At 64.6% G+C, this 23,828-nt stretch carries 15 protein-coding genes; 4 read left to right on the top strand and 11 right to left on the bottom strand.

Annotated features, from left to right (window positions below):
* Positions 1 to 41 precede the first annotated feature (41 nt).
* From ABZU32_RS11005 to ABZU32_RS10975, 7 genes are all read right to left on the bottom strand, one after another.
* Positions 42 to 1,598: an FtsK/SpoIIIE domain-containing protein gene (locus ABZU32_RS11005; RefSeq protein WP_354920188.1), complete on the bottom strand. Its 1,557-nt coding sequence runs from the start codon at positions 1,596 to 1,598 to the stop codon at positions 42 to 44.
* An 82-nt stretch (positions 1,599 to 1,680) separates the two neighbouring features.
* A complete protein-coding gene (locus ABZU32_RS11000) occupies positions 1,681 to 1,995 on the bottom strand; it encodes a hypothetical protein (protein WP_354920185.1) in 315 nt (104 codons plus the stop codon).
* A 91-nt stretch (positions 1,996 to 2,086) separates the two neighbouring features.
* The gene (locus tag ABZU32_RS10995; protein ID WP_354920182.1) at positions 2,087 to 2,524 is read right to left on the bottom strand and encodes a plasmid replication, integration and excision activator; all 438 of its coding nucleotides are present in this window, start codon (positions 2,522 to 2,524) and stop codon (positions 2,087 to 2,089) included.
* Positions 2,525 to 2,662: 138 nt separating this feature from the next.
* The gene (locus ABZU32_RS10990) at positions 2,663 to 3,499 is read right to left on the bottom strand and encodes an integrase (RefSeq protein WP_354920179.1); all 837 of its coding nucleotides are present in this window, start codon (positions 3,497 to 3,499) and stop codon (positions 2,663 to 2,665) included.
* A gap of 1 nt (position 3,500) precedes the next feature.
* Entirely contained in the window at positions 3,501 to 4,346 is an 846-nt protein-coding gene (locus ABZU32_RS10985) for a sigma-70 family RNA polymerase sigma factor (RefSeq protein ID WP_354920176.1), read from the bottom strand.
* A gap of 216 nt (positions 4,347 to 4,562) precedes the next feature.
* Positions 4,563 to 5,003: an ATP-binding protein gene (locus ABZU32_RS10980; protein WP_354920173.1), complete on the bottom strand. Its 441-nt coding sequence runs from the start codon at positions 5,001 to 5,003 to the stop codon at positions 4,563 to 4,565.
* A gap of 93 nt (positions 5,004 to 5,096) precedes the next feature.
* The gene (locus ABZU32_RS10975; RefSeq protein ID WP_354920170.1) at positions 5,097 to 5,939 is read right to left on the bottom strand and encodes a helix-turn-helix transcriptional regulator; all 843 of its coding nucleotides are present in this window, start codon (positions 5,937 to 5,939) and stop codon (positions 5,097 to 5,099) included.
* Positions 5,940 to 6,199: 260 nt separating this feature from the next.
* Between ABZU32_RS10975 and ABZU32_RS10970 the strand changes: the two genes are divergently transcribed.
* Positions 6,200 to 7,420, top strand: a complete 1,221-nt coding sequence (locus ABZU32_RS10970; protein ID WP_354920167.1) for an HNH endonuclease — start codon at positions 6,200 to 6,202, stop codon at positions 7,418 to 7,420.
* 92 nt (positions 7,421 to 7,512) lie between these two features.
* Here ABZU32_RS10970 and ABZU32_RS10965 read toward each other — a convergent pair whose 3' ends face one another.
* The 4 genes from ABZU32_RS10965 to ABZU32_RS10950 are packed head-to-tail and all read right to left on the bottom strand — an operon-like array spanning position 7,513 to position 19,467.
* Positions 7,513 to 12,411 (bottom strand): DUF87 domain-containing protein, encoded by a 4,899-nt coding sequence (locus ABZU32_RS10965; RefSeq protein WP_354920164.1) that lies wholly within the window; start codon positions 12,409 to 12,411, stop codon positions 7,513 to 7,515.
* Positions 12,408 to 14,048, bottom strand: coding sequence for a hypothetical protein (locus ABZU32_RS10960; RefSeq protein WP_354920161.1), 1,641 nt, complete (start codon positions 14,046 to 14,048; stop codon positions 12,408 to 12,410). Before ABZU32_RS10960 ends, ABZU32_RS10965 begins: the two co-directional genes overlap by 4 nt.
* The gene (locus ABZU32_RS10955) at positions 14,045 to 17,848 is read right to left on the bottom strand and encodes a protein kinase (RefSeq protein ID WP_354920158.1); all 3,804 of its coding nucleotides are present in this window, start codon (positions 17,846 to 17,848) and stop codon (positions 14,045 to 14,047) included. The genes ABZU32_RS10960 and ABZU32_RS10955 overlap by 4 nt, the downstream gene beginning before the upstream one ends.
* 2 nt (positions 17,849 to 17,850) lie before the next feature.
* Positions 17,851 to 19,467 (bottom strand): 3'-5' exonuclease, encoded by a 1,617-nt coding sequence (locus tag ABZU32_RS10950; RefSeq protein WP_354920155.1) that lies wholly within the window; start codon positions 19,465 to 19,467, stop codon positions 17,851 to 17,853.
* Between the two features lie 494 nt (positions 19,468 to 19,961).
* Between ABZU32_RS10950 and ABZU32_RS10945 the strand changes: the two genes are divergently transcribed.
* From ABZU32_RS10945 to ABZU32_RS10935, 3 genes are all read left to right on the top strand, one after another.
* Positions 19,962 to 21,095 carry a hypothetical protein gene (locus tag ABZU32_RS10945; protein WP_354920152.1) on the top strand — a complete coding sequence of 378 codons (1,134 nt, stop codon included), beginning with the start codon at positions 19,962 to 19,964 and terminating at the stop codon, positions 21,093 to 21,095.
* 550 nt (positions 21,096 to 21,645) lie between these two features.
* Entirely contained in the window at positions 21,646 to 22,842 is a 1,197-nt protein-coding gene (locus ABZU32_RS10940) for a DUF262 domain-containing protein (protein WP_354920149.1), read from the top strand.
* Positions 22,839 to 23,678, top strand: a complete 840-nt coding sequence (locus ABZU32_RS10935) for a HEPN domain-containing protein (protein ID WP_354920146.1) — start codon at positions 22,839 to 22,841, stop codon at positions 23,676 to 23,678. Before ABZU32_RS10940 ends, ABZU32_RS10935 begins: the two co-directional genes overlap by 4 nt.
* Positions 23,679 to 23,828: the final 150 nt, after the last annotated feature.

Genomic DNA, 23,828 nt, shown 5'->3' with positions numbered 1-23,828 from the left:
GACCGGTCGTTGGCGTTGGTCATTGGTCATCACCGCCGTCCTCAGCCGGAAGCGTCACGGCGGTCTGTCCGCACTCCTGGCACTCGACCAGCCCGCATGCCGGATCCAGCCACAGGACGTTGAGACAGCGGCACACCTCGCATCGCAGGCCGTCGAGGAAGTGAGTCAGCGTCATACGGCCTCACCCACCGGGGCGAACTGGGCAGCCATTGCCCGGATGTCGGCGTCGGAGACGTATGCCGCCCGAACACGTACCGGTCGGGGCTGGTCTCCAGGCGGATGTATCCGACGCCGGCCCCGGCCTCAGGGCGGGGCGAGATGAGGTCGGCCAGTGCTCCCCGGTCTCGGGCTCCGTCGCCGAGGACCATGTCGACCTGTTCGGACTCATCGAGCCGGAGGGCGATCTTGTCCGGGAACAGGTTGCGGATGTTCATGACCTCCTTGCGCGGGTCCTGGAGCGCGGCCAGCACGCCAACGCCCACCGCCCGACCTTGGGTCGTCAAGGTGGCAAGAGCAGCGGTGATGCGCTGGCGAAGGTGCTTGTCGGATTGGTAGGCGGTCAGGAAGGCGACCTCGTCGACGACCACCAGGACGAACGGGTTATCCACCGTCGGGGTGTGATTGCGCTGGAGGCCGGCGAACCGGCCCGCCCTCTCCTGCATGACCTTGACCGTCGCATCCAGCAGATCGGCACACGCGTCAGGGTCGGCGGCGTAGCGGTCGCCGAAGATGGCGCGACCGTAGGACAGTTCCATGAGCTTGGGGTCCAGCGCCCACACCTGCACCAGCCCAGCGCGGACGGCGGGCAGCAGGCCACGGATCGCCGACCAGATCACCGAGCCCTTCCCTGCCCCGGTGGCTCCGGCGACCAGAACGTGGGTGCCGTGCAGCTTGAGCAGCCACGGGTCGCCGTTCTCCTGACTACCGACCTGTACCGGCCCAGCCGAGGCTGTCTCCGGTATGGGGACGGCCGGGAGCGGGACGGCGAGCGGGTCGCTACGCGGGAAGGTGAGCAGGAGCCTGCCGGAGCGCTGGACGGTGATCCGGGAGGAGGTGGCGCCGAAGCCGTGGGCGAGATGCTCGGTGCGGTTGGTCCAGTCGGTGACAGGCTGCCCCGACAGCATCTTCACCGTGATTAGGTCCGCCCACGGTGTGCAGGTAACGGCGAGCAGCCGGGGAAGGCAGTCGCGCCCGCGCAGGTGCCGTCCGAGGCCGGAGACGATCATTACCGGTTGCCAGTGACGCCGGTAGACCGTGACCAGCCGCCACCAGGCCAGCAGGGGCCAGCCGACAAGGCGCAGGAACGAGGGCCGGTCGACCAGCGCCCACGAGAGACCAGCCGCGACGGCCAGGCCCGCGAGCGCGAGGACGTGCAAGTAGCCGTATCGGGTCCAGATGACGCCGAGGCCGGCGGTGACGGTGAGCGCGATCGGGTGACGCCAGACCAGGGCAAGCGCACCGGCGAGTATGCGCCAGACGGCGATGGCAACGGTCAGAATGGCCGGGGTCTGGACGACAGCCGGGCGGAAGACGACAGCGGTATCCGGCGTAGTGGAGACCAGGCGTGATGCCTCGTCGCCGGGGAGCTTTTTGAACATTAGGCTTGAGCCCTCTCTTGATGTTGTGTCCAGGGAGATCAGGGGCCGCCGGAAGTACCAGTTCCAGCGGCCCCACCACATGTCAGGCCTCGGCGCGGGCGGCCGGGGGCAGGTGGCGCTTGGCGTACAGCCGCTCGCACTCCGACAGGTAACGCGCCGCCCCGTGGGCGAGCTCACGGGCCAAAGCGATGTCGGCCCGGGTGACAGGGCCGCCGCCGGTGCTGGAAATGCTCACCTGGCCATCGGCGCTGGAGATGTCCAGGCAGGCTCGCTCGTGGTCGATACAGAAGACCGAGACGGCGAGGTCAGAGGTGTAGAAGGAGACGTCCAGGCAGGTGATCCCGTCGTCGATCGCGGCCCGCAGGTGGGTGTAGGGCTGGTACTGGTTGTCCCTCACGCAGCCACCCCGCGTCCGTTGGGCAGGCCGTGGTAGCAGCGCTCCACCGAGTTGGCGAACTGGTGAGCCTGGTGGGCGAGCTTACGTGCCATCAGGCGGCGTCCTTTCCAGAGACGTTGGCGTGCTTGACCGCAGCCGAAGCCGCGGGAGTCGAGCTGACGTTGCGTGGAGCGCGCATCTCACGCGCCTTGACCGAGTAGGTGAGCCGGCCGTTGCCGTTGACGTACGGCGTGACGGCGAGCTGGCCGAACTCCACCGGAATGAACGGCAGCCCCGGCATCGGAGCTGGAGGCACCGGCTGAACGGGCGAGGTGATCTTGACCTTGACCGTCTTCTCCCGAGCATCGGGGTCGCAGTCGATCACGGTGACCTGCCAGACGAACTCGCCCGTGGTCTTGTCGCGGGCGTAGACCGGCTTAGCGGCCGTAGATGCCTCGAAGTCCTTGACCTGGTCGACCTCACCGACCATGAAACAGCCGTGGGAGAACACATCCTCGAACCGGATCGGGATGGCACCTCGGATACCCATCGCTTCAACTCCTGTCCATCCCCCTAGACAGCTACAGCGAGGCCGCTGAGACGAACTGTCTAGGGGGCTATGCAGAAGAAGATAAGCGGGCCACTGCTCCGTTGTCTAGGGGGATGGACACAAAGAGTGGCGTGTCACTTACAGGCCGTCCACGAGATCCGGCGCATATGCGGCCGTAGCGTCATCAAAGGTCTTACCTCTCGGCCAGCGACGTCCCTGCGGATCAGAGCGCTCGGACTGCCGCACCCTGCGGATCAACGCACTCGGACCCGAGGTGTCGAGCAGGTCCAAGAGCTCCCTCCATGTGGCCAGCTCGAACCGATCGACCAGCCGGGAGACCCCATCGGTGAGCAAGGCGGCCGCCCGGACGTCCTGAATGGGCATGCTGCCGGTCAGCGCTTGTTCCGCGGCTAGCGGATCCACCGAGGCGACCCAGAAGCCGCCGTCGCGATTGCGGTGCCGCCGCATCACCTCGACGTACTCACGGTGCGCCTGCCCGTGTTCAGTACTGCCGCCGGGCAGCGCATCCATACGGCTGCGGTAACGCGCGCCGACCTTGGCCTCCCGGTCGTCGCAAATGACCATGGGCTCGGCCGCCCCCGCGACGTCCAGGACCAAGACGGAGTCGGCCAGCACCAGCCACTGGAGCACGTCACCGGTTCGGCGCAGCATGACCACGGTGGCGGACGGGGAGCCGGCATGGGTTAGGTCGCAGGTGGAGTCATGCATCGAGGTCACAGCCTTGATGCCCTCGCCCAGAATCTCTGCCAGGGTGCCCGTGCTGAGCGTCATCGACGCCAGCAGCGTCGAGCCGAGCGTGCGCGAATACCAGGCCACGCCGTGAGAGCACCCGCACTCCGACCCGGCAGGAGTGCCCGCACCGTCCAACAGCACCACGCCCTGGGGGGTGGCCGCGACGAAGTCCTCGTTCGGCCGAGCCGGATCAGCCGCCTCGGTGGCGAAGGCGAGACGCACGCTACTCCCCCTCGTGCCGGTAAAGCGGGCTGGCAAGCTCCACCTTCACCGGTTCCCCGGTCGCCGGGTCGTACTCAACCCCCACCACCGTGGAGAACCGATCAGCGCCGACCTGACCCCACAGCGTGTTGATCTCAGAGACGATCAGGCTCACCACACCGAGGGTGCCTTGCGGATGGATACCGGTGAACACCAGCACGTTGCCCTGTCCGTCCGGCCGGGCCAGCCGACCCAGGTAGGCATAATCCACGTAGGTCGCGGGGTCGCTGTCCTCTCCAGACCGATACGTCGTGCCGGTGCGGCTGTCGTGGATCGTCCAGGGCCCGTCGTCCGCCTTGACCCACTCCAGCACCGGATCGGATTCATACATCTGGGCCATGACCAGCGACAGCCGCGGACCGCAGATCACGATCAGGTGGGGGCGGTTGACGTCGATGTCGCCGCCCAGAGGAACATGCTCCAACTCGACCGACAGGCCGAAGCCACGGGCCAGGTCTTCCAGCCGCTTGCCCGCCGTGACGTCCTCCATCGCCACCACCGGGCGCGCTTTGATCGCGTCCTGCTTGAGCGGTGTAGCGATCGTAATCGTGCCGGTGCCCAGGAATGCGCCTTCAGGAGCCGGGCCGGTATGCCGAATCTGGTGAATCCGGCCCCGGGTGAGGCCGGCGGCCTCGGCGATCTGGGCGTAGGAGATGCCTTGGGCGTGCAGGTCCTGGATCACCCGGCGGCGCAGCCGAGCCAACTCGGTCACCTCTTGCTGGGCGGCATTGAGCCGCTCAGTGGCCGCGCGCAGCAGGACGTACGGGTCCTCGATCGCGGCGATACGCTCAAGCTCGCTGGATGGCACGGCCGGTTCCTCTCGGTGATGCTCCACCGAGTCTAGGCCCCTAGACGCTTTGTCGTCTATTCCCCTAGACAGTGCGCGTTTGAGCTGTTCACCGGTTTGAAGGCTTACCGCCCTTATGTTCCACCTGCGATTCGGCACGCCCCTCGGACTCACCGTAAACCCCGCTCGGCGAGCTGCACGTGACAAGGACCACGCTCACACCGGGAGGGCAGCCAATCAAGCACGCGACGCCTCGGAGCCCGGCCTAGGGGCGGCCGGAGCGTTCTTGCCCGCATTGACCAGCAACAGCGCCCATACGGCGCGACCTCGTTCGTCGCCGCGGATGCCATAGGTATCGGCCAGGGCGCCGACGATCATCAATCCCCGGCCGCCCTCCTCATCGTCCTCTGGAGAGAAGACGCTGGGGCCGTGCGCGGCGCCGGCGTCGATGACACCCAGCCACACCCGGTCATGCTGGGCGTGAATCATCACCTGAAACTGCCCGCCGAACCTGCCGCTGGCGGTGTGACGGACGGCGTTGGCGGCCAGCTCGCTGACGATGAGTTCTGCCGACTCCACGATCGGCCAGCCCGCGAGGAAGGTCGTGACGAATCGGCGGGCTTCCCTGACCGAGGGGGAAGTGCCGAGGAAGGACCGGGACATGCGCCATGCGCTCATGGATACGCTCCAACGTCTAGAGGGCTATACACCCACGTCACGAGCGTATGACCTGCACTTGGTCATCCTCAAGGAATTCGACGCATAAATGCGTTACTTCTCTAGCTGGGCCGCCAACTTCCGAAAGTCCGCCCCGATTTCACCCAGAAAATCCCGCAGAGCATCCCCGTACTCCGCCGCAGCCGCAAATGCCTCGAAAGCGTCCTCATGCATGGCAATCTCGCCCGGCTCGGTCAACGTGAGATCACCCGTCAGACTCTCCACCACGCTCACCGCTCCATCGACGAGCGTGAAGCCATGCAACGGAAAGGCCGGCGCTTCAGTCCTCCAAGGCACCACACCCAGCCGAACGTGGGGCAACGTCGACACCTGAACCAACCGGTCAAGCTGGGCGAGCATCAACGATGGCGACCCGGGCCACGTCCGCACCGCCCCCTCCGTCAGCACGAACGCGAATTTCCGGCTCTCCTCGAAGAGCACCGCCTGCGCCTCAACCCGCACGGCCGCCGCCTTGGCCGCGTCCTCCTCATCCACATCCCGGCCGACCGCCAACGCCAACCGCGCGTACTCGGCCGTCTGCAACAGCGTCGGGATCATCGCCGAGGAGAACACCGCGATCCACTGAGCCGAACGAACCCGGGCAGCATTCGCCGCCTCCTGGCCGGCCAACCCACCCCGCAGCCGCGACACCTCATCCCGCAACCGTGCCAGCAGCGCGTCCAACTCGCCGCGGTCCCTCTCACCGAGCCCCAGAGCAGCCGCAACCCGCTCAACGGTCTCGGGCGTAGGAAGAAGCTGCCCCGTCTCTATCCGCGAGATCGTCGGCTGCCCGACCTGCGCCCGCTGCGCCAACTCCTTACCCGTCAGCCCAGCCTCCCGACGCAGCCGCCGAAACAGCTCCCCCAACCCCCGCAACCGATCCCGCCGCTCCTCCACACCGAGCGTTCTACCATGCGCAAGCCACTTGACGTCCTTATTCCGTAGTCCACGCGGGGACCGTGTGGGTCGTGCTCCACGCCCAGTGCATCTCGCTCGCCTGAGGTATGGATGCGGAGTGCCCAGGCTCGCAAGCCGCCACTGTCCGCCGTGACCTAGCTCGACCCTATTAGCCGGATATGCGGACACGAGCACATAAACCGGATGATATCGCTATCAGGTTTAGCATTTAGTGCAATAGCTACTCCTATCATTCCCTTATGGCGCTTTCCGATATTCGTCGCGAGATGGTCCTGTCTGCCATCGAGGAGTACGACAAGCTTGGAAGGGATGCCTTTCTCAAGGTGTACGGGTACGGCCCGGCACGCGACTACTTCCTCCTATACGACGGGAAGCGGTACGACTCGAAGGCCATCGCCGGCGTGGCACATCGAGACGTGGACGGCCAGCCACTGCGAGCCAAGGACTTCTCTGGCGGGAACGCCACGGTCGCACTCACGCTGAGCAACCTCGGCTTCGAGGTCACCCGGCCAAGCGACGTCATCGACGGACACTCCCCGGAGAACCTGCTCCAGAAGATCTTCACACTCAAAACCGCCGCATCGGTTTCGCCCGGCGCACGGAAGCGGCACCAGCCATTGACCCTTCTCTGGGCCCTTGGCAGAGCGGCCCGCGGCTACGATCGCGTGGTGCCGTGGACAGATGCCTCTCCCGCACTCGAGTCGCTCCTGCGAGAGTTCGGCCATCCCGGCGACGGCATACATGCCGAGTTCCCCGTACTCCGTCTATATCACCACGGCCTCTGGGATCTCCCTTGCCATGACGACGTGCCAAGTGCCAGCGGGAGCGCCGCCCAGCGTTGGATGCAGCAGAACCAGCCTCTCAACGGTTTACGCTCATGGGTACACGACCTCGTCACCGACCATCCACCCATACGCGCCCAGGTTGTTCTACGGCTCCTCGACGAATACTTCCGTGACCTCGACCACGACGAGTTGCTCGCGGCTACCCTGCTTATCCCTCCACCCAGCGCCATTACGCCAGCCCCGGACGAGGCCCTGAACATGCGCGAAGGGACACCAACACCGAGCCGCCGCACGGTCACGACTAACCGCGTCATCCGTGACTCTGCGCTCGCAGAGCAGGTCAAACTCCTGCACGACTATCACTGCCAGCTCTGCGGCATCCGTCTTACGACCCGCCGAGGCCCGTATGCCGAAGGCGCCCACATCCGCCCGCTTGGCACGCCCCACAACGGCCCCGACCAGCCGGGCAACCTCCTCTGCCTATGCCCCAACCACCACGTCCTCTTCGACGGTGGAGCAATCACAATCAGCGACCAGCTCGTAGCCATCGACGTCCCCGCCGGCAAGCCAATCACCCATATCCGGCTCGCCGACGGACACACGCCGGAGTCCCAACACCTGGCCTACCATCGGCGCATCTCCGAGGATTCTCGCGTCAACAGGTGCGATCCCTAGGGACCAAGGATCACGAGGGATCGCAGAAGCAGGAATGATGCTGGGTCACCCAATGGTTGGCCAGCCTGGCCACCAGCTCGCGATCCGATGCCTCATCCTTGTCGCGCTTCCGCGTCATCGCGGGATCCTCCAGGTCCATCGTCGCGGTGCATGTACACCTTGCGGGCCCGCACGTGATCTGGGGTTGACACGTACGCGCTGCCCACTCCGAGCTGCTCGATCTGCTGGCTCAGGTCCTGCCCTTCCCGACCTCGCAAGAAGCCGGCTGTGGTCTTGGATTCCGGATAGTTAGTTCGGAAGATGACCTTAGTACCAGCATTACCGAGGACGTCCCGGTGGAAGTCCGCCGTTCCCTGGCTGGCGACCACCACGGGGACGCCGTACTTGCGCCCTTCCTTCATCAGCTTCGGTAGGGTGACATCCTTCGCCAGCCGGTGGGCCTCGTCCAGGATGACGGCCAGCCGCAGGACGTCCGCCTGTCCCCAGCGGAACATTTCCCGGTAAATCTTCCGAAGCAGGAAGGCCCCCGCCGCGAGCTGCACGGTCTCCAGGTTGAGCCGGCTCAGGTCAACGACCGCTCCGCTGTTCCAAGAGGCCAGGAAGGTGTCCGATGGTTCGTCCAGGAACAAGCCGAAGTCAGTCAGGGGCCGGATGCGGTCCCGGGCGTTCCGGCCACGTGCAACCTGTTCCGCTTGTTCCACTGCGGCAGCGAACTGCTGCATGCTGGGGACGCCCCCGGCGATCTCGTAGGCACTCCGTAGCCCGTCGTAGACATGGCTGCGCTGGATTTCACCCAGACCGCAGACGTATCCGATGATCTCGGCGACCTCCCATGCGGTCTCAGCACGCGAGCGTGTCTCCGCCGACGGCAGTTCGAAAGGGCTGAACGGCAACCCCTCCGCGGCGTCGATGACCTGGGCGCCCGGTGGAGGGGCCGCCGCCATGTCGCCGTGGAAGTCCACGATCAACGAGGGCAGCCCCTGACCGGCGAACTCGCCAATGATCCTTCGGGTGGTCACCGACTTGCCCTGGCCTGGTATGCCCAGGACGAAGGCGTGAGGGCTCCCCTTCGTGCTGATGTTCCAGATGACCGGTGCGCCCCCGGCATCCCTGCCCAGCTCTACCTCGACCGTGGAGGGCCAGGGCTTAGCGGGTTCGTCTCGCTCGGGGGTTTCGAAGATGACAGGCGCGCTGTCGCCGTCGGGTGCCTGAGTGAACGCATCGCTCGCCGACTCTTCCGCGGCGGCTTCCCCGGCAGCGGTCGGCGATGAGTCGATGCTCTGGGACGAGTCAGAAGGTGTTTCCGGGCTTGGCGGAGTGGCCGCACCATCGACCGTGGTGAAGCCGGCTTTGCCTAGGTCACCCGCAGTCAGAACTTTGATCGACACGTCTCGGTGCTTAGCGGGGAAACCGGCGGCGCCGCCGGGGCAAATGACATATCCGGTCTTGCCGATCTCGGCGGGCTCGGCCGATTCCTCGATCCGGTCGATGTTGCGGTGTAGCTCAGTGAGCCGACCAGCTTCGATGAGACCGTGGCGGGCGGACCGTTCCGCGTAGTAATGGAGCAGCCCGGCCAGCCGAGAACGTTGCAGGGCGCCGTCCAGCCGCGGCGGGTCGACGGCGAAGAACTGGCGTTGCAGCACCCTTTCGGTGTTCTCAAGCTGGTCGACGATGTCGTCGGCCAGGGCCTCCGGCAGCTGTGCCGCACGCCGTCCCTTCACCTCGATGCACTCGATGCGCAACGAACGCTGGGTGACGCTGACGAGCAGCAGGTCACATCGCCGAGCCGGTTCGTCCTCATTCCCGGACCGCACGCCGAAGATCTCCGGATGCGCGTCGATGGGCACCACGATCCGACTGTCGAGCTGCCCGCGAAGCTCGAGATGCGCCATGACAGCGGCCAGACTGACCGCCTCAACGGACAACGAGGTCTCCCGGAGCAGGCGCAGCGCGAGCCTGCCGGAGACTAGCATCAGTCGGCTGAGCGCATGCGACACCGACTTATCATCTTGAGCCAGGCCGAGGACGCACATGGCCTCGCCCAGGATGCGCCGTACTTCACCGTGATGCGCGGTGGTGACGGTGAGCTTCTTGCCGAGCCCTTCGAGGAAGTCCGGCGTGTAGTCGAGAAGGTAACGGCTGTCGTCCGGTTCATCGGTGGTCACCTCCTCGAACAGCTCCGGACCGATCCCTCGGTCCAGGGTGACAACCCAATCCGCGCGGTTATGGGTGGCACGGAGTCTGTGCAGGTCCTGCGGATCCAACTGGATCGCCAGCGCCGGTACGGCTGTCCGCAGGCCCAGGTGGGCGGCAACGGCGGCCTGGTGGGCACGATGCGCCCCCACAATGTCGGCCTCCAGCCGACCGGCACCGCGAGGCTTCAGCGCCGGCGTCACGAACCACGTGGCGGAGCCATCAGGCGCGCGCTCGGAACGCAGCGGAGTGAGCAGATCTTGGAAGGTCGTGGTCCATGGGCCGACCTCGGCTGCCGGGTCGGTAATTTGGCCACGAGCCATGTCCTGCACCAGGGCAAGGTGGTGTCCCTCGCAGTCCTCGGCCAGGCGGCCCAGGTCGCGGGCAGACAAACCCATCGAAGGCACCAGGTGGGTGGCGGTGCGCCGGATCTCTGCTGATGCGACAGACCGCTGCAACTCACGCAGGTCCGCGACCGGGTCAGTGTAGGAAAGCCTGTCGCTGTAGGCGATTAGTTCAAGGCGCTGTGGATCGTGCGGCGGTGGGCCGTCCTGTTCAGGTGCTTCATCAGGCAAAACGAGCGGTTGCAGGGCCCTGCGCAGCACCGCCCCCGCACCTGGGTTGACTGCCATGATCCGCAGTGTTCCGGCGCCGGGGTGAGCATCCCGGTAACTGCGGATGCGGTCACCGAGCGCCCGGGCGGAGACAGACAGGTCCACGTTGTCACGGGTGATCTCGATCGCCCCGCAGATGACATCCGAGGCGGACTGTGGTTCCTTGACGTCCGGAGGCAGGTAGAGGGCCGTTCCGTGAGTCAGTTCCTCGGTGTAGACGAGCGCCTTCCCGTCGCGATCGACCATGACGAACGGCATGTTCGAGGGCGACAGTCGGGACACCATCGCCTGATCGACCCGCCCAGCCCGGTTCGACTTACGTTTCCCTTCCTGGGTGACCTCGCCGACCCATTCGCGCAGCAACTGGTCGTGCGCCGCCACCCAAGCCAGGCGTAGTGGGTGGGTGGGTAGCAGGACGAGCCCCCGCACCTCGTCAGTCGCGGTTCCGACCCGGACCGCCAGCGTGTCCATCTCCAGGAGTGCGAGACGCGTCTGCGGTGAGGCATTGTCCAGCATCCGGCGGTAGCTCTGCACATAGCTTCGTGCCTGGTCGCGAATTTCGTCGTCCCAGCTCAGCATCTCGACCACATCCCGGGGTGTGCGCGCCTCGAGGGTGGTGAGCAGCTTCCGGCGGCGATCGGCCAGGGTCTGCGGGATTTCCAGCAGGCGCTGCTCCGCCTCGGCCGGGTCGATCGGCTCGCCGAGCGGAGAGTGGACGTCGAAGGCGAACATGTCGGGGGACTTGAGCATCCGGCGCTGGAGCTCGACGATCACCCGCGAAGCCTTGATCTGAGCGCGACGGCTGCCGACCCGGAGGTCGAACACCTGACGGGCGACGTCCCAGGCCGGAGTGTCCTCGGTCACGTCTCCGCCAGTGTCGATCGCGATGGTGAGCACCGCCTCAGGGAGGGAAGCAGCACCCGCCGCGCGCGGGACGGACGGGGGCATATGCTCGTGCAGTCTGACCTCGAATTGGTCGCTTTCGGCCGCCGCCTTCTCATCGTGCAGGTTGAGGTCGTTGCCGTCGGCGTCCTGTGCACGGACACGGATCACAAACAGCGTGCCCGTGGCGAGGTCGTCCTCTCCGAGGTCCACTCGCAGCGTCGCCCGCCGCATGTCGCCCTTCACCTTCGTGGTGGCCACCGGAGGAGTATCAGCCGTACGGAGGTCGGACGGAGGCAGCATCTCCACCCGCCATGACGCGACCGAGGTCGTCTTGGACGGCTCGGTCGCCCACTTGACGGTCACCTTGCCGGGCTGGTCAGGTGCGACGTCGCAGTACAGCTGACCGTCATCGTCCGACAGTCGGAGCTTGCACTGCGGATCGACCTTACCGTCGTCCCGGCGGAACGGAGCGACCTTGATCTTCTCCAAGCCGGCCTGCTGGACCTCGGTAAGCGGCCACCGCTCAAACGTCAGCCTCCCTGCATGACGTTCCTTGATCTCACGGCCCCACGTAACCGGGTTGGCCAACATTCCGGCTGGCTGCCGTTCGAGAAACGCCAACAGTTCCTGCCGGAACGAGCCGGCCTTTACCTGTCCCTCGGCCAGACGGTCGACGACCCGTGCGGTCGGCCGCGCTGGCCGGGCAATTGCCGCGATCGCCTTCGCGTTGCGCCGCAGCCGTGCCTGGGTTCCGTCGTCCCCCAGATCGGGGACAAGCCCGACCTGCCACAGCTCACGGCCGACCGTGTGGACACTCGGGTCCGCCGCGACCGCGCCAAGGAAGCGGGCCCACGTCTCAACCTGGCGAGTGCGCCCGAGAACCCGCTTGACCTCGTTGACCAGCGCGGCCACGGCGGTCGCCGACAGTTCCTTCTCGAGGGCCTCACTGACCGTCGTGAGCAAGGTGATCAGCGGCAGTGGTTCGAAGGAGTTGTCCAGCGAACTGGCCGCATGGCCCGCCCCTGCCGGAACGAGCAGCAGCAGCGGATGGCCCTTGCGGTTGCGCAGTTCGATCGCCCGGTCGGCTCCGATCTCCAGCGGGTGCCGCGGCTCGAGATGCGAGAGCACGTGAACCTGGCATTCGATGCGATGGCGTTCTACCTCTTCGGCAACGGCATGAGCGTCCACGGTGGACAAGTCGTCGACCCGGACGCAGTGTCCCGGCTGCCGCTGCGCCAGGCGGCTCCCCAGGTGGCTCGCGATGCGGTCAATCAACGTCCGCGGCAGCTCTGCGTTCACTCTGTCTCCAAGGGGTTGCGAACGTACTGGGCGGAGAAGTCGTCACTCAGGCCGTCGAAGCAGCCGAGCAGCCGAAGCCGGCGTTTGAACGCTTCGAGATTCGCTGCAGCCGCGGCGCGGTTGTCCGCGCTGTCGAAGGCGGCCGGCGGACGGTCGATGAGAATGCCGAACCGGTCGCGTAGAACCTCCAGCAGTTTCACGATGGGCATCCTGCCTCGAAGGCGGACCTCGGAACCCTGGGCTTCGGTGAAACAGACCAGGAGAAGGGCGTACATCAGGTCGTCCGACGGCGCGTACCGCCACGATCGGCGGGAGTTCGGCGAACCGGTGATCAGCCCGTACGGCTTCTTGATACCGCCAGTGGACGAGAACCACCCGACCTGGTTCTTCAGAGCCGTGCGAGACAATCCTTCGACCAACAGGGTGGTGAGCTGCTCGATGGAAAGCGCTTCGGAGTCCCTCACCGAGGCGATGAACTCCAGGTCCTCATCGGTGCCGTTCTTCTCCGTCTCCGCCTCGATCTCTCCAATCCTGATGTCCGCGTAGGTGTTGATCTGTATGTCCTCCCGGAGGCCGACCATGGCCACCAAGCTTTCTGGCATCGGTAGGTTTCTGATCTCTTCGCCGCGCTTCCGAAGGGTCGACAAAGCCGCTTCACGCAAAGAACGCAGCAAGAGGCGGTCGGGCATGAAGCCGCTCATGATCTCCAGGTCTCGCAGCACGCACTGACGGGCCAGCTCGTCCGATGCCGACCCGCGTACCCGAGTGAAGTCGCAGTACAGTTCCAGAGGGTTGGCGACATCGGCGTCATCCCTCATGTCCTCGGATTGCTTTCCGGTGTTGAGGACATGCCGCGTCGCCCGGGCGACGCGCAGCGGCAACTGGAACAGCCGCAGCGAGATCAGCGCCGCGAACCGGTCGACGAAGGCCGACGGAGCCAGTTGGCCCCCATAGGCGACGAGGTAGTCCAGCAGGTCACTGGCCAGCCCACGGGTGGCTCCGGGCACGACGCTGCTGCGAAATCCATAGGTGGCCTCCCGCGCGCCGAGCGAGGTGAACTCCTCCAGGAAGTACAGCGACAGCAGGGCGTTGATGTCGATGTCGGTCTGGCCGTCGTACTCCGGTACCCACTGACCGTCGACGCCGATCTTTACTCCGGCTCCGACCGCCTTCTCAAGTGCGTATCGGAGGTTCTTCTCCGGAGCCTCGACGCCAAGCAGCTTCAGCCGCTCAATGAGCAAGTGGTAGATCAAAGTGTGCGCATGGCGATGGCGTCGGTTTTTGGGGAGGCCCGCACGGTAGCTGGCGATGGTCAGCGGCTGGATGTAGTCCATCTGCGTGCCCGACCGAGCCCGCCCCTTGGCACCGATCCGCACGATGGACGAGCGCAGCCATCCGTCGAGCACCTTCATGCCGTGCTCGTTGTCAAACCCCTCCAGGCGTTCGTTGCCCGCGAGCGCGGCGAGGTAGCGGCCGTAGTTGTCGGCGTCCTTCGGCGCCGACGACATCCGGCCCTGTTTGACCACCAGCTCCCACAGGTGTGGTAACAGGCGGTCCACGTCAATGTCATTGAGCTCCACCAGCGTCAGCTCGGTGAATTCAAGACTGCGCAGCTGCTTTGGGATGACGATGGTCATGCTTGCTCCAAGACGATGCGCCGGTCGACGGTCATCGCACGCCGTGCCGTCCCCGCGGGGTTGACGATGCTGACGGCATTGGCCGGGCTCCGCCGTAGCGCGGCGGCGAACGTCTCGACCTCCTGGCGGACGGAGTCGGCCGCGCTGTCCCCGATCAGCTCCCCGTCAGCGGCCCGTATCACCAGCTCGAAGGTGTCCAAGGTGAGGGTGAGGGAGTGCCTGCTGACGTGATCGAGCCGGAGTGCATCCGGACGCCATTCGACGTATTGAGAAGGGTGCTCCACCCGTTCGAGTGAGAACTCCGTGGCCGGAATCTCCTTGAGCACCGCCCACGTACCGCCAGCCCCCTGGTCGGCCACGGCCAGGTCACCGCCCCGGTAACCTGGCGCGCCCAGCAGTCTGCTTAGTCCTAGCAGGACCCGACCACGGATCTCCTCGGGCCGTTTACCGGAACCGAGCAAGGCCTCCTCGAACTCGCCGAGATGCCTATAGACGCGGACAGTATCGCGTCCCAACCCACCAGAGCTCCAAAGGCCGAAGAAGAGCCGCCGCTGGACTCGCTCACGGTCCCGGTCATCGAAGGCCGTCGGGGCGACCACCATGGACCGGTCGGCGCGGGCGGCCCGCTCGACATCCGGTGCCGCAGTGTTCGCTGGGTCGAGGTCGGCCCACTCCCGCACCAGGTAGTCAGCCGAGCGGGAGTCGAAGGCCAGGTCCTCGACAAGGGCGCCACCGGCCCGGCGCAGGTCCATCCCCCTTTCGCGGGCCTGGTGCACGTCGTCGCAGGACCGGTCGCCCGTGATCAGCCAGGCCAGGGCCGAGCGCACGTCCCGGAACGTGGCGCGGCGTTGGCGCCGCAAATGCGAAGTGGCGACGAGCTCCTCGACAGCCTCCCGCGCCGGGCCGCGCAGCTCGGTGGCGTTCCGCACCATGGGGCAGATGTCCCGGGACAGGCAAGTCTCACACCGCTTCCACTGCTCCGGCTGAGTGAAGCTGTCCAAGATGCGACCGGCAAGGCTGGGGGCGTCGCCGGGCCTGCGGGCCAGGGTGCGCCGCTTCAGGTCCACCAGCGCGATCGTCTCATCGCCGACCGGCTTCCCCGACATCTGGCCGAGAACCTCGCGAGCCTCGTCCTCGTACAGGTCCTCATAGTCGGTGAAGAACTGCAGCAGCCGCCCATCATTGATCGCGAGCAGGACGGTGCGCCGCTGCGGGTCCTCTTCCGGAGCCGGGTCCAGCGCCTCGCGCATCAGATCATCGGAGGATTTCCCATCGTGCGACTCGCTGGCGTCGTAGACGGCCACGAACGTGTGACCATTCAGGTTCATCCGCCATCCGGCAGTGTTCTCATTGATGATCTGTGCACCATCCTGGCGGAGTTTTTCGCTGGTCTTCACCAGGAACGACGTCTTGCCGTCACCGGGGTTACCGGTTAACAGCACCAGGCGCAGCTCACCCCGAGCGATCGCGGGCAGTAGCTCGGTATCCAACAGGGTCGGCACATAGGTCAGGTGCGCGAAATCGTCGTCCAGGCCGCGATTACCGCTGTTACCCACGCTACTGGCCCGGTAGAGACCACGCAGGTTGTCCACCACCGGGTTGACCAGACGTTCCCCCTTCGGCGCGACGATCTCGTCGAGCAGTCGCAGCTCGGCCGCCAGCTCTTCTGCAGACGCAGGACGCATGGCCGGGTCGGCGTGGGCAGCGGTGAAGAGTACGTTCAACATTGCCTCGCCGAGCGGTCCCCAAGCCTGGCGTTCATCGTCGGTAGGCGGGAGCAGCCGTTCCCGGTCGTCGTCGCCGCGAGCAGGGTCCCCGGCGTAGGGGAGGCGCCCCAGCATCGTGTAGATCATCGTGACCGCGAACCCGTAAATATCACTCTGTGCAGTGGCGCCTTGGGCAGCGCGCAGTTCCGGGGCCATGAACGGCGGTGTGCCAACCACGGTGGTCGCCTGAGGGCGGCCCGCGACTCCAAAGTCGATGAGCTTGGCGCGAGCCTCCGGAGTGATGATCACATTAGTGGGGGTGACATCACGATGAACGAGGTTGCGGGCGTGCAGGTGAGCGAGGGCGGACAGAACGTCCAAGGCGATCGTCCGATACCGCTCCGGGTTCGGCGAGCCAGCGGCGGCGAAGTTCCTCAGGTTGTCGCCAGGGATGTACTCCAGTACCAGGTAGTCCGGCTTCTCGCGGCTGATGTCGTATACCCGGGCACAGTGGTCATGCCGGATGCGATCCGCGGCCTTGTACTCCTGCTTAGCATGAGAGGCGGCGGCGTCGTCATGGAACTGCTTGATGACCCGGTCAGCCTCGGCGGAGGTGTCCCATGCCCGCCAAGTGTGCGCGAAGCCGCCCTGCCCCAGGCTCTCTTTGATCTGGTACCGGCCGGCGACGACGCCGCCGACCCGAAACTCTTCCGCGGCATCAGCTTTCCCCACCGTAACCCGCTCCTTGTTCATCGCCTCGACGATCTGCCCAATCCGTGTGACCGCCGTGGCGGCGTCTGGACGTTCGCGGGGATCGTCAGCAAGGCAGTCCGCTAGGACGGGACCGACGATGAGAGTTCGTGCAATGGCCCTGCGCACCGCCTCTACCTGGGGTTCGGCAGCCAGGTCACCGAGCACCCAGCCACTGAGCGCGAGCGCTAGGGAGTAGACGTCCGAGGCCGGTGTCGCGTTCGCGATGCTGGCGCGGCACTCCGGCGCGCGATACGGCACGCCGGGATCGGCGTCGGCACTCATCTGGGGAGCGATGGTACGTTCCCCCTCCACTCGGGCCAGGTAGAAGTCACTGAACTTCACTCGCAGACCGCGGCCGAGGAAGATGCGGCGGGGGTAGAGCCCGCGGTGCACCAGCCCCGCTTCGTGTACTTCGGACAGGCCTCGGAGGGCGTCGGTCACCACGTCGATCGCCACCTGCTGCGGCAGCCGACCGTCCTCCCTAACGGGGTCATCGATCCGCAGCGAGGTGGCCAGGCTCTTACCGCGCGCCGGGACGACAGGCACGACGATCCATTGCCGTGCCTCATACTCGAAGCTGGGGTGGATCTGCCAGGCGCGGTCGCGCTCCTCCAGCCGGTCGAGGGCCAGGCGCTCTCGCTCCATGATCCCCTGCGGTGATGCATCGGGCCCCCATCCGTGCATCGGGTAGCACCGGAGGATCACCGTTCGATCGCCGTCCTTGGCGTGGAAGCAGCGGGCCGTTTCAATGGGCTCGATCTCACCCATCACCTGGTACGGCCCGATGCGCTCAGGCTTCGGCTCACGTCCAGGCAGGCCGAGGAGGAAGGCGATTGTCTCGTCCCGCACTGCCTGCAGTCCAGTTCCGCATGCATCGTCCTGGTCCCGCAGCCACGACGCGGCGTCGGCGAGCCTAACGACCGCATCCCCGTCGGCGTAGGTCGGGCCGGCCACCAGCTCGACGGTGCCGTGCGACAGGACGATACCAGCGATGACAGGACGGCCGCGGACCTTCGATCCGTAGCCAGGCACCCGGGTGCGGAGCTGACCTGCGAGTACTCGTGCCAGATGGTTGGCACGGTCCAGCGGATTCCGACGTTCCTCCCCCTTGACCCGCCAAAACTGATCTCCGAGTTCGATGCGCGGCCCCCAGGCCTTCTCGTCCAGGACGAAGATTGCGTGGTCTCCGATCACCACGAGATCGAGGTCGTCGCGACGGGGACCGCTCAGCTTGCGACCGGCGATCACATGCCAGGAGCCGGGGAGGTCACGGGCAAGGCTTTCGGCGGTCTTGCGCTCGCCGGGGCCCTGGTACTCCCCCATCACTGTCAATTCAGCCACACTCACACCTCATGGTCATCGGGCCAAGTCGATGAATGGACTCCTGCGCAGCCATGGAGTCGGCCGAGATACGGGCTGTCCCGGGTGTAGGTCACGAGGAGCTGGTCACGGGCCCGGGTCATCCCGACGAAGCCGACCTTGCCGTGCTGAACCGCCTGCCGATCGCGTTCAGGGTCGTCGCCGGAAGGGCTGGGCAGGGTCTCCAGACCGAACAACACAACCACGTCGAACTCGTAGCCTTTGGCCGAGTGCACCGTCATGATCTTCACATCCGGAGTGCATGGATCAAAGGTCGCGGCATTGCTGCGGGTAACGACGAGGTAAGGAACCTCGGCCTCGTGAAGGGCTGCCCGCAGGCGTCCGAGCGATCCTCGCCACTGGGTGATGAGGACAGCGATGTCCTGCGGTTCCCGCTCGCCGTGGTCGAGCATGCGACGAATCTCCCACGCCACGGCGGTGGCCTGCTCGTTCCAGCTCTCCGCCCAGATCAGTTCGACCGGCTCACCGTCCAGAACCGCGTCGTCTGCCGCCGGCTCGGCATCCGGTTGCATGGTGGACGCCGCCTGGAGGATCTGCCGGGTGCTGCGATAGGGACGTCCAAGCCGTAGTTGCGTTACCCGCCGGCCGGTGAGCGCCGGAGGGCGGTCCGCGTCTCGGTAGAGGGCCTGTCTCTGGTCACCGGCGAGAACAGCACCGCCGCGGCCTGGTCTCACGGTCGCCAGCGCGAACCTGATCCAAGCTTCGTGGAAGTCCTGGGATTCGTCGATGAGCAGGGCGTCCACGGTGTGAGCGATGCCTTTCGCCAGTGCTGCGGCCACATCTTGATCAGCCTGATCCGGGTCGTTGAGGGCGATCCGATGCCTCATGGCATGGGAGAACTTCCCAAACGTCGTAACCTCGACATTCGGGTGGTCTTCGACGAGGCGGCGCAGGTACGGCACCAGCGCGTTGTTATAGCACAGGAGCACGATGCGCCAGCCAGGATGCTGGGTGGCCAGGTGCCGTGCTCGCCCGGCGAGCACTAGCGTCTTGCCGCTACCCGGTGGACCGGAGAGCAGAAGCACGTCGTCCACCGGGATCGTGGCGGCAGCGGCCTGCTGGGCGTCCAGCTCGATCCGCCGCCGATGCCGCTCCCCCCGTCCTGGATCGAATGCACCCCGGCGGGAGCGAACGTTAAAGGTCAGGGTGGGTGCCAGTGCGAAACGCAGCGACGTCAGATCGTCCAATTCGGGTGGACGCGGTTCCAGCCGGGCCAGCCATTCTCCATCTTCTACGTCCGCGAGACCGAGCGCACGTGGCGGCCCGCCCGGTGACGGCGCGGCGAGCGGTTCGGAACAGGCACCGAAGAGGACGAGGCGGTGTGGCCGGAACCGCTCCAGGATCGGCACTTCCAGTCGCAGATCCGAGATCTTTCGATTCAGCCGGGAGAACGGCTCACGCGCCGCCGGATCGTGCCCGGACAGGTCAATGTCGATGGTCACCAACCCATAGGTGCGATCGACGACGATGAGGTCGGGCCGGTCATCGCCTTCGGCGCACAGCACCAACGCGTCTGGGGCGAGATTCTGCGTCAACCGGCGCAGCATCGTCTCCCGCAGCGGCTCCGTCGCCGCTTTCATGCACAACCCCCCACACAGGACGGCCACACCCGCCTAGACCGCCGGGAAGATGCCGCGTATTCCATGGACGTACCAAGACATATACGATCAGTGAACGCCTTGTACAAGGATTCCAAATTCTCGGTGAGACAGGGCCCGTTCCCACCCAGGCCACCGACCCTCATCCGCAGGCATCCAAAGGCATGACGGTTCCGGTGGATTCATGCATGATTTGGCATCTATAGGTCGTATCACCCGCGTTTTTCTCACCAGATTCCATCAGCCCCGGCCGGCGTACTCCGCCAACACCGCCGCGCCACCCTCCATGTCGGCGACCGGGTGGCGCCGCTCGGCCGACTGCCAGGAAAAGTAGGCGCCGCCAAACCCGACGAACACCCACTGAACCGCACCGGGTGCTTGATGACAAGTCCACCGGCAAAGCAGCGACGACAGGACCCCTTAACGGTCCCCCAACAGTCCCCCTCTTGAGCCCCCAGCCGGGAGGAAGGCACCAGATGCCCGACAACATTCCAAACGTGCAGCTCAGAGCCTGGCGCAACCAGCACCACCTCACCCGCGCCGAAATGGCCGACAAGGTGAACAGGACACCCATCGGCATCACCGACCGCCTGACCTGCGACGAGGAACGCATCCGCCGCTGGGAAGCCGGCGAAGTCTCCTGGCCCCAATCCGCCTACCGGCTCGCCCTCACCCAACTCACCGGCCTGCAACCCCAAGACCTCGGTTTCCGTCAGAACCGCCGCGGCCAAGGACAACTCATCGAAGCGGCGACCATCGCACCGGTCGACGCCCTGCGGGCCGAAGCCGACCTGTACGGCACCATGGAACTCGCCCAGCAACTCCAGGCATCCGACGTCGGCAACGGCACCCTCGAAGCGCTGGCCGAGGCCGTCGACCTGCTCTGCCGCGCCTACCCCGTCGTCCCCGCCGCCACCCTGCGCGACCGCACCCAAAAACGCCTCGCCCAGATCACCCGACTACTCAGCGGCCGCATCACCCTCGACCAGCACCGCGAACTCCTGGTCATAACCGGCTGGCTCACCGCCCTGCTCGGCTGCATCCACTACGACCTCGGCGAACGCGAAGAAGCCGAAACCGCCCGCCGCGCCGCCTACGAGATGGGTCGCCAAGTCGGCCACGGCGAACTCATGGCGTGGGCCTACGAGATGTCAGCCTGGTTCGCCCTCGTCGAAGGCCGCTACGAAGACGTCGTCACCGCCGCTCGCATGGGCCAAGCCGTCGCCGGCCACACCAGCGCCATGGTCCAACTCACCCTGCAAGAAGCCCGTGGCCTGGCCCGCATCGGCGACCGCCGCGAAGCCGACAAAGCCCTAACCAGGGGAGCCGACACCCTCGCCAAACTCCCCATCCCCACCAACCCCGACCACCACTTCGTCTTCGACCACGCCAAATGGCTCTTCTACGCCGCCACCGCCTACACCTGGCTCGAAGACAACGACCGCGCCGAAGAACACGCCACCGAAACCATCCAGATCCACACACGCCCCGACGGCACCAGCAACGCCCCCATGCGCGTACCGATGCCCACATCGACCTCGCCATCATCCACGCCAGAAGAGGCAACCTCAACGCCGCCATCGAGCAGGGCCTTGCGGCGTTCGACATAGAACGTAAGTCCCTCACCGACCTGGTCAATCGGGCAGGAGACCTCGACCGCGTCCTTCGTCGCCGGTATCGGGGCGAGGAGTTGGCCAAGGAGTTCCGCGAGCGGTTCGTTACAGCTCGTAGTGCGCTCTCAAGCCGCCGACCGGAGCTTCTCCATTAAGACGCGACGATGGTTCATGCGTATCTCTGTACAACCCGGCGTCACTGGACAGGTGTACAACATCAGCGAAGTCGCTATGCCCAGCATCACCTGAGACGGACAGGCCCCAACCAAGATCGCAAGTAACTTATCCGTACACCTATCAAGGGCAGCCCGCCTGCGATGGCCTGCCGCGCGTTGGGCTGCTGGCCACGCTGCGGCTCTTCGGCCGGTCGCGGCCGGCGTCGCTCCACACGCATGAGGTCTGCCAAATCCCCATGACGCGCGACGAGGGAACTCCGACCAAGGGTGCTGAGGGCAAGACCTGACCGTAAATGCTCGCGGCCTCGGGTCAGCCTGCACTGAACGACAGGGGCTGTTCCTCCCGACGTCCACTTCGTAGGATCCAAGCCATGACCCCTAACGAGCTGATCGCGCAGAGCGAAGTAGACGAGTGGTACGAAGAGGAGGAATCGGCCGAACATGCTATAAATATCGGCGCTATGCTGGATCCTGCAGAAAAGTACGCACGCAGCCAGTTGCGCGTTGTCCGGGAGACAAAAGACTACCAACTCGACTATTTGAAGCACGCCCTCCGCCCAGGGCGTGAAATTATCGACATAGCACCAGGCTATCAGCGTCGGCTACGGTGGAACACAAAGAAAAAGTCGCTCCTTATAGAATCCTTTCTGCTAAACATCCCAGTGCCGCCAATCTTCCTCTTCGAGCGCGACTATAACGAATACGAAGTGATTGATGGGCGCCAGAGACTGGAGTCAATACACGGCTTCCTCGCAGATGAATTTGCGCTTAACGGGCTGGAGTATTGGCCCGAATTGAACAGGAAGAAGTTTTCTGCTCTGCCTAGCATCCTACAAAAAGGCCTTCTTCGCAGGAGTCTTTCTGCCGTCGTCTTGCTCGCGGAGACACAGAACAATTCCCAAGGCGACCTAGATGTACGACGGGTACTATTCGACCGTCTAAACACCGGTGGAATAAAGCTAAATCCACAAGAATTGCGGAACGCCCTCTATCCTGGTCCGCTCAATCAAACGCTTATAGAATTGGCCAGAATTGAGCCTTTTACACGAGCGTGGAGGCTCCCTCCATATACAGAAGGGGAGGAGTCTAATCCTCCGATTGCACTACTAAAGAACCCTCTCTTCTCATCCCTGGCAGATGCAGAACTGGTCCTAAGGTTCTTTGCTCTTCGGGACGCAGTACAGAAAGGGAAGCAAGGTTCCCTCCGCCGCATCCTCGACCGATTCATGGAAGAGAACGCGCTCATCTCCGACGCCGAAGTCGTGCAAATGAGGGAGGACTTTAGATCATCGCTGAAAAGGCTGCTGAACGTCTTTGATGGAGAGCCTTTTATTCTGCCGAAAATTAGGCGTCCCAGTAGGCCGTTGTACGACGCGCTAATGATCGCACTGAGCACTAATCCGACTCTTGACGTCGAGGCGCGTACATCAGAGATCAGAGAAGCACTTAATAGGGCGCTCAGCGATGAGAGCACTTACGACATACTCGTTGGACGAGGCAACACGATAGATGCCGTCCATGAACGAGTCAGTCTAGCCGGCAAAATATTGCGAGCGGGGATGCGATGAGCGGTCTTACCGCAATCCTTGATGACTTCAAGTCGGACCTGAATCGCGTTCGTGACCTTCTATCTCTCATCAAAAACTTTCGGACTTTCGGAGCAAGCACTCCGCCATTAGAGATAGTTACTGAGACCATAGCCTGGAAGGAGGCCATGGTTCTTAAAGAGTCTGCACCAAATTTGAGAACCGATCTGCCTATCATGTCTGGCTCGATGGTCTTGTATCTGTGCGGCAGATTGGAGTACTTCGTTCGACAAATCGTAGAGAATATTGGAGACGAGATTGCTGCGGCGGTGGCGAACTATGAGGCATTACCCAAGGGGATGCGCGATGAACTGCGACGACGCACTTTAGATATCGTTAAAACACCGACAAAATATGGGTTTCAAAGCACTGAAGCCGATCTTGCACTGATCGCACTTGCCAAAAATTTGGATAACTCAGTTGCGAGTGGTTCCGGTTCGATTTCAATCGCGTCCAAGATCCTAAGCGTAACAGAGTCGAATATGCGTCCCAGTGTGCTTCAAGACGTTATGAAGAGAGTCGACTTTTCAGACGTCTGGCGCGAACTTGGCAAGCAGGCAAAGCTGAAGGAGTTCTTGCAGGAGTCGGAAGACAAGGAGTGTTCTTCTGCTGCCGCCAAGAGACTGGATCGCCTAATGGACTTGCGTAATCAGATTGCACATCCGACTGCTGGGACAACCTTTCCTGACCCGGATCAGGTTATATGGATCACGGAGTACTTGGAAGTACTGTCCATTGTCTTGGTCGACCTGTGTAAGCTGCATCTAACTCGATTCACGACTGCAGTCCGGTCTACTGGGATTGACCCATTCGCTTGAATGCTGCCGCGCCGCTTCCGGTGCTCGGGGATGGCGGCCCTACGCTCCAGGTCAGATAATGGCCGTGTAGCGGGGATTGCCACCGGGATACACGGGTTGCTGTGGTCCGCTGTACAGCAACGCCGTCTCACGCAGCCTGATCGTCCTGTA

Source organism: Sphaerisporangium sp. NPDC005288, assembly GCF_040607475.1.
Taxonomy (GTDB): Bacteria; Actinomycetota; Actinomycetes; order Streptosporangiales; family Streptosporangiaceae; genus Sphaerisporangium; species Sphaerisporangium rhizosphaerae.
Note: the sequence above shows the minus strand (reverse complement) of the source record. Positions and strands in the feature narration are given on the sequence as shown.

Excerpts from the sequence above, each read along its gene's own strand:
- ABZU32_RS11005 (WP_354920188.1), bottom strand. The coding sequence starts at position 1,598 with ATGTTCAAAAAGCTCCCCGGCGACGAGGCATCACGCCTGGTCTCCACT.
- ABZU32_RS10995 (WP_354920182.1), bottom strand. The coding sequence starts at position 2,524 with ATGGGTATCCGAGGTGCCATCCCGATCCGGTTCGAGGATGTGTTCTCC.
- ABZU32_RS10980 (WP_354920173.1), bottom strand. The coding sequence starts at position 5,003 with ATGAGCGCATGGCGCATGTCCCGGTCCTTCCTCGGCACTTCCCCCTCG.
- ABZU32_RS10970 (WP_354920167.1), top strand. The coding sequence starts at position 6,200 with ATGGCGCTTTCCGATATTCGTCGCGAGATGGTCCTGTCTGCCATCGAG.
- ABZU32_RS10960 (WP_354920161.1), bottom strand. The coding sequence starts at position 14,048 with ATGACCATCGTCATCCCAAAGCAGCTGCGCAGTCTTGAATTCACCGAG.
- ABZU32_RS10950 (WP_354920155.1), bottom strand. The coding sequence starts at position 19,467 with ATGAAAGCGGCGACGGAGCCGCTGCGGGAGACGATGCTGCGCCGGTTG.
- ABZU32_RS10945 (WP_354920152.1), top strand. The coding sequence starts at position 19,962 with ATGCCCGACAACATTCCAAACGTGCAGCTCAGAGCCTGGCGCAACCAG.
- ABZU32_RS10940 (WP_354920149.1), top strand. The coding sequence starts at position 21,646 with ATGACCCCTAACGAGCTGATCGCGCAGAGCGAAGTAGACGAGTGGTAC.
- ABZU32_RS10935 (WP_354920146.1), top strand. The coding sequence starts at position 22,839 with ATGAGCGGTCTTACCGCAATCCTTGATGACTTCAAGTCGGACCTGAAT.